1 protein-coding gene is annotated in these 2,474 nt (G+C 48.4%); it reads left to right on the top strand.

Annotated elements, in window-relative coordinates:
* Window positions 1-99: 99 nt before the first annotated feature.
* Window positions 100-2,474, top strand: a 2,375-nt coding sequence (gene alaS, locus GRP75_RS24425) for an alanine--tRNA ligase (protein ID WP_160790611.1), incomplete at its 3' end; no start/stop codon positions are given.

Raw genomic sequence — 2,474 nt, forward strand, 5'->3', positions numbered from 1 at the left:
ACCGCGATACAATCGTCCCTGATCCGTTCAGGGGCGTTTTTCTGTTTTTTTATGGCCTGTGCCAGGAACCAGTGACACCATAATTAGGAGGCTACTTATATGAAAGCTAGTGAAATCCGCTCCAAATGGCTGGAGTTTTTTGAAAGCAAGGGACATGTGATTGAACCAAGCGCGCCGCTTGTTCCACATAAAGATCCTTCCCTGCTGTGGATTAATGCGGGTATGGCACCGCTTAAGCCTTATTTTGACGGACGTGTGAAGCCAGAAAATCCACGTATTGCCAATTCGCAAAAATGTATCCGGACGAACGACATTGAGAATGTCGGTAAAACGCGCCGCCATCACACCTTTTTCGAAATGCTCGGCAACTTTTCCATTGGTGACTATTTTAAGGAAGAAGTCATTACATGGGCATGGGAGTTTCTGACGGATCCAAAATGGATTGGTTTTGATCCAGAACGTCTGGCTGTAACTGTGTATCCTGAGGATGAGGAAGCGTACAAGCTGTGGAACGAAAAAGTTGGACTTCCTGCCGAGCGTATCATCAAACTGGAAGATAACTTCTGGGATATCGGTGAAGGCCCTTGTGGACCTTGTACGGAAATCTTTTATGATCGTGGCGAAGCCTACGGCAGCGACATGACGGACCCTGAAATGTATCCGGGGGGAGAAAATGAGCGTTATCTGGAAGTGTGGAACCTCGTATTCTCACAATTCAACCATAACAAAGATGGCAGCTATACGCCGCTTCCGAACAAAAATATTGATACAGGGGCTGGATTAGAGCGTTTTGCATCCATTTTGCAAAATGTGGATTCCAACTTTGATACGGATATCTTCCAGCCACTAATCCAAAAAACAGCCGCGATGGCAGGAGTAAAATATAACGAAAATGTGGACAGTGACGTAGCTCTTAAAGTTATTGCTGACCATGTCCGCACCGTAGCTTTTGCAATTGGTGACGGTGTGCTGCCTTCTAATGAAGGACGGGGTTACGTGATTCGCCGTTTGCTGCGCCGGGCTGTGCGCTATGGAAAAATGCTGGGCATGAACCGTCCATTTATGTTTGAGCTGGTGGAAACCGTTGGGGATGTCATGGGTGTGTATTACCCTGAGGTAGTGGACAAGCGTGATTTCATCATTAAAGTGATCAAAACGGAAGAGGAACGCTTCCATGAAACACTGACAGATGGATTGGCAATTTTGTCCGATATCAGTGCTCAGGCGAAGGCCGAAGGTCGCAATGTCATTAGCGGAGCAGATGCTTTCAAACTGTATGATACGTACGGGTTCCCATTCGATCTCACAGAGGATTATGCGGACGAGCAGGGCTTGAAAGTAGACCGTGAGGGCTTTGATGAAGCGATGCAGGAGCAACGAAAACGTGCCCGTGATGCTCATCAGGACAGCGCGAGCATGAAGATTCAGGGCGGAGCTTTGTCCGATCTGGCGGTTAAAAGTGAATTTGTTGGATATAATGACCTCGTAACTGAGTCTAAATTAGTGGCGATTGTATATGAAGATGCACTGGTGGACAGTGTTAGTGAAGGGCAGTCTTGTCAGGTCGTGCTGGATGTGACTCCTTTCTATGCCGAAAGCGGAGGACAAGTCAGTGACCAAGGCTTGCTGCGTGGAGGTACGGTAACCGCGAAGGTCGAAGGGCTGTTTAAGGCGCCACAAGGTCAGCATGTGCATCAGGTTGTTGTAGAAGCCGGTGAGCTGAACGTTGGCGATACGGTGAAAGCAGAAGTAGATCAAGCTTCACGTGGAGAAATTGAGAAAAACCATACGGCTACGCATTTGCTTCACAAAGCGCTTAAAGAAGTGCTGGGTGACCATGTCAATCAAGCGGGTTCTTTGGTAGAGCCTGGGCGTCTGCGTTTTGACTTCTCCCATTTTGGAAGCATTACACCAGAAGAACTGGCGGATATTGAACTGCGTGTAAACCGTGCCATCTGGAACCAACTGGATGTTAGTATTGAACTGAAACCGATTGATGAAGCCAAGGCTCTCGGAGCAATGGCGCTGTTCGGTGAAAAGTATGGAGATATCGTACGGGTCGTTAAGGTAGGCGATTACAGCATTGAACTATGCGGTGGCTGTCATGTCAGCAATACTTCGCAAATTGGCTTGTTCAAGCTTGTCAGCGAGAGCGGCATTGGATCAGGTGTACGTCGTAGCGAAGCGGTGACCGGACGTTTTGGCTTTGAATATATGGAAGGTCAATTAGAGCTGTTGAAGGTGTCAGCTGGGCTTGTAAAATCCAAGCTGTCTGAGGTGCCAAAGCGTATCGAATCTTTGCAGCAACAAATTAAAGACCTCAGTCGTGAAAATGAATCGCTGCAAAGCAAGCTGAGCGTTATTGAGGCGGGCCAGCTGACCGATCAGGTCGTGCAAGTAGGCGGGGTGCAGCTGTTGGCTGCACGCGTGCAGGCTTCCAGCATGGATGCGTTGCGTGCGATTGCTGATGAACT

Origin of the sequence: Paenibacillus sp. OT2-17 (assembly GCF_009827695.1) — a bacterium.
GTDB lineage: Bacteria > Bacillota > Bacilli > Paenibacillales > Paenibacillaceae > Paenibacillus > Paenibacillus polymyxa_B.